This window comes from Methanosarcina sp. (assembly GCF_028693135.1).
Taxonomy (GTDB): domain Archaea; phylum Halobacteriota; class Methanosarcinia; order Methanosarcinales; family Methanosarcinaceae; genus Methanosarcina.
The window spans coordinates 1-4,048 of the sequence record NZ_JAQUVZ010000085.1 but is presented as its reverse complement, the minus strand read 5'-3'; the positions used below and the strand labels follow the sequence as shown (position 1 = coordinate 4,048).

The window sequence follows — 4,048 nt, the reverse complement described above, 5'->3', positions numbered from 1 at the left end:
CAGGCTGTATCAAAACCTTTTTGAATTCTACAATTGTGTAATATCCCATTTCAGTTTTTACTTTTGTTTCATTTCGACAAAAAGAGTTCAATTTTCAAAGATCAACATAGCTTATTTGCCTTTCCTACTGTAATTCCCCATTTATCCCCGCATTCATTTCCTCCCCCAGTTATCATCTTTAGAATTTCCTTCAGGCTTTTACCTTCTCTTTTTATGAAATCTGCTATTTTCTTTACGTTGTGTACAGTACACATCATAACAAACTCAATTTTAGTCTTTCTTTTTCCTCTCAAAAGAAATTCCCTGAATCCTCTATCCTGTTTCATCTGACCAAATACAGGTTCTACAGTACACATTCTTTTCTGATACTGTTCCGTTCCTTCTTCTGTATTCAATTTAGCCCTCATATTCTCCATTAAGTACTCTCTAGGATCTCTTGATATTGTCCTGTTTTCACTCTCAGTACATGCATTTTTCAACACACACAGAGAACAATAATTACAGACATAATACCTTAAATCCGTGTCATCCTTCCTTTTTTGTATTCTTGTAAATGGGATTTCAAATGCAGCAGGGCAATAATAACAATCTTTTTCCTCATCATAAGTGAAGAGGGATCTCCTGAACTTTTTGGTTTTTCCTCTTTTCTCAACTTCATAAAAGTTGTCGGGAATATAAGCATCAATTTCTTCATCGAGTAAAAATTTTATATTATCATATGAAAAATAACCTGCATCTGCCAGCACTATTGTCGGTTTACATCCCAGTGTTTCCTTTACATTTTCTATCATTGGTTCAATCTGATGCAAGTCGTTTTCTTCGATGACAACATCTGCTGCAACGATTATTTGTTCCTTTTCATCAACAGCAACCTGACAATTATAGGACGGTTTTTTGCTCCCATCCTTATGTTTCATAATTCTCGCGTCGTTGTCTGTGATGTTTATTTTTGTTAACTTTTCTTCGTCAAGCTTTTTCTTAGCAGCTTTAATTTTATCTAATCTTTTCTTCTTGTCAACCAGTTCTTCTGGCATTTGGTATGGTGTCGAATCACCATACATTTCGTCTTCCTGTTTATCGATCTCAATGCTTTCCCTGAGTATCTTATTAATCTCTTTTTCGAGAGCTTCCGAACTCTTACTTTGTCTTGGAGAAGCATTTGCCTTAACCTTTGTTCCATCGATCGAAATACTGGGACCAATCAGATCCATTTCCTTACAAAAAGTAACAACCTGTGAAAAGATTTCTTTAATCGAATCAAGATGAGTTGAACGGAATCGACAAATTGTATGAAAATCTGGTTTTTGCATGGCTGCAAGGTACATAAAAGCAGTATCAGTTTGAGTCATATGATTTATCTTGCGTGAGCTTCTGATGTTTATAAGGTATCCATAAAGTATAATTTTTAAAAGAAGTCTTGGATGATAGGCAGGGCAGCCTTCCTCAGAGTAGGTGGATTCAATAGCATCAATATTAACGACATCTATGATGTCGTTTAGCACTCTGGCAATATGATTTTCAGGAACAAACTCTTCCAGGTTAAATGGAAGTAAAAATTGCTGCTTTTGATCGTACCTTTTGAACATGGTGAAACACTGGTATTAATTTCTTAAAAAGTATACTTTTTAAGAAATAATTATTTTTAAAGAAGATAAGCATTTCGATATTTCTTACCCAAATGTACGATCGTGTATAGTTTTGAGACAGCCTGCCGGGATCTTTTTTATGTATATCGATCAATATCTACGCATAACAATATGTAACTTGGTAGCAAACGGGGGGCCTTTGACATAGTTGTTACTGCAGTAAAAAATGGGGGAAATGAACTTCGTGAGCTTAAATGGACGCGGCATCTCCTCTCTACAAACCCTTATCCCATAATGAGGGCTGGAAAAGATGGAATTGTATTTTACGCAAACAAAGCCTCAGTCCCTTTACTGGAAATATGGGGGATAGAAACCGGACAAAAACTTCCTTTGCAAATTCTTTCTTTTGTTTGGAAAGCGATCAGGAAGAAAGAAGCTTTGAACATTGAAGTAAAAAGGGATAAAATAGAATACTTACTCACTTTTAAACCGACGGAAAACGGATATGTGCATATCTACGGAATGGACCTTCCCTCCATGACAGCAAGAAAGAAAACACTATTTACGCCGGAAAAACAGCAAGAAGCATCTCCGAAAGCCCTGATGGACCGGACTGCAGAGATGGTAGCTTCTGTTTTCAAAGCCGAATTCTGCAGAATTTTCAAGTTTTTTCACGATTGCGTTGACCTTCCGGAAAATCAGCCTTCGATTCAGGAAATCGGATGTATCGGACAGCTTGATAAGTTAGACGGGGTAGCCGGCGGGATCAGTGTCTTTATAATAATGCAGGGAAAACCCGGTATGGGTATAACACTTTACAGAACCGGGCCGGAAGGGTTTGCCCCTGAAGAAGTACGTTTTTTGAGGTACGTCCTGTCTCTGGCACGTAAAGTCCAGAAGTGTAGAAGGATTGATTCCGAACTTCATGACAGGATACATTTTTTAGAATCCCTGCTCGAGGAGGTTCCTTCCCCTGCTTATTTTAGAGATGTAAGCCAGACATTTCAGGACCGCAGTGAGCTTTTCGCCGGGAAAGATGCCCACTCCACATATAGAAAAACCTCAGGGTATTCGATGCATGAGCTGGAAGAAGTAATTCCAAAGGAGCTTACAGCTCTCTACAAAAGGAAAAAGGGGGAGGCTTCAGGGATATCAGGGGAGTTCGGGATGATGCCGGGCATCTGCAGTATGTTAAGGGAAAGTGAGGAAGCATTGAAAATAGCCCTCGAAGTGCAGAAAGTGTTCTGGACAGTCATCAATAACAGTCCGGCAGTCGTTTTTTTATGGAGAAACGAGGAAAAATGGCCTGCGGATTTCGTGTCTGAAAATGTCTCACAGTTCGGATATGAAGTTGAAAACTTCACCTCCGGAAGAATCCTTTACGGCGATATTGTCTTTAAGGAGGATCTAAAAAATGTCCGGGAAAAGCTTGACAGCTGCGTTGAAGGCAAATGCGAGAGTTTCAGGATGGAATACCGGATCTGCACAAAAGAAGGAGAACTGCGCTGGGTTGATGAGAGGACTTTCATCCAGAGGGATGCCGAAGGTCACGCCACTCATTTTCAAGGGGTTGTCATCGACATTACCGAAAGAAAGGTTGCAGAAGAAGCCCTTACAAGAGCCGAGCAGGTCCGGAAAAAAGAGATCAACCACCGGATCAAGAATAACCTGCAAATAGTTTCTTCTCTGCTGGACCTGCAGGCCGAGAAATTCAGTGATAGAAAGGTTATTGAGGCTTTCAAGGAAAGTGAAAGCCGAATTGTTTCAATATCGCTTATACACAAGGAACTTTATGAATCAGGAAACCTTGACATTCTTGATTTCTCGTCTTATCTCCGCAAGTTAATAGCTGATCTCTGCCATTCATACAGTACCGAGAGTTCGGCTATCAGGGTAAACCTTAATGTGGAAAAAGTTTTTCTCGGTGTAGACACCGCAGTTTCCCTGGGTATTATAATCAACGAACTTTTCACCAACGCCATCAAATATGCTTTTCCCAGGGGCAAAGGAGGGGAAATAAATGTTGAACTTTTCGGGGAAGAGACCAGAGAAGCAGTAGACGAAAAGGAAATCTCAGGTAAAACCCCTGCTCCGAAGATTCCAGCCAAAGGTCAGGATCTGAATGAACAACTTACCCTTATCTTTACAGACAACGGGAAGGGCTTTCCTGACGATGTCGAGTTCAGAAACACGGGGTCCCTTGGTTTGCAGCTTGTAGATGCTCTTGTGAACCAGATAGAGGGAAGCATAGACCTTGAAAGGGGAAACGGCACAAAATTTACGCTTAAATTCAGGGAAAATATCAGGAAAACAACCTGAAATAATTCTCACCCCTGGATTATTTCCTTTTTACTGACCTGTTCCATACGGGCCTATTCCATTCAAGATGAAATTTTAATAGTATACCTGCATATTTTATATTATAATATCAAAGGGGGTAAATTAAATGAATGAAAATCTTT

2 protein-coding genes are annotated in these 4,048 nt (G+C 39.6%); one reads left to right on the top strand and one right to left on the bottom strand.

Annotated features, from left to right (window positions below; translation table 11 throughout):
- Nucleotides 1-101 precede the first annotated feature (101 nt).
- Nucleotides 102-1,586 (bottom strand): IS1182 family transposase, encoded by a 1,485-nt coding sequence (locus PHF18_RS17945; protein WP_300105070.1) that lies wholly within the window; start codon nucleotides 1,584-1,586, stop codon nucleotides 102-104.
- A 294-nt stretch (nucleotides 1,587-1,880) separates the two neighbouring features.
- Between PHF18_RS17945 and PHF18_RS17940 the strand changes: the two genes are divergently transcribed.
- Nucleotides 1,881-3,905: a histidine kinase dimerization/phosphoacceptor domain -containing protein gene (locus PHF18_RS17940; RefSeq protein WP_300105068.1), complete on the top strand. Its 2,025-nt coding sequence runs from the start codon at nucleotides 1,881-1,883 to the stop codon at nucleotides 3,903-3,905.
- Nucleotides 3,906-4,048: the final 143 nt, after the last annotated feature.

Bases quoted from the DNA above. Each gene is read 5' to 3' on its own strand.
- PHF18_RS17940 (WP_300105068.1), top strand. From the start codon at position 1,881: ATGAGGGCTGGAAAAGATGGAATTGTATTTTACGCAAACAAAGCCTCA.
- PHF18_RS17945 (WP_300105070.1), bottom strand. From the start codon at position 1,586: ATGTTCAAAAGGTACGATCAAAAGCAGCAATTTTTACTTCCATTTAAC.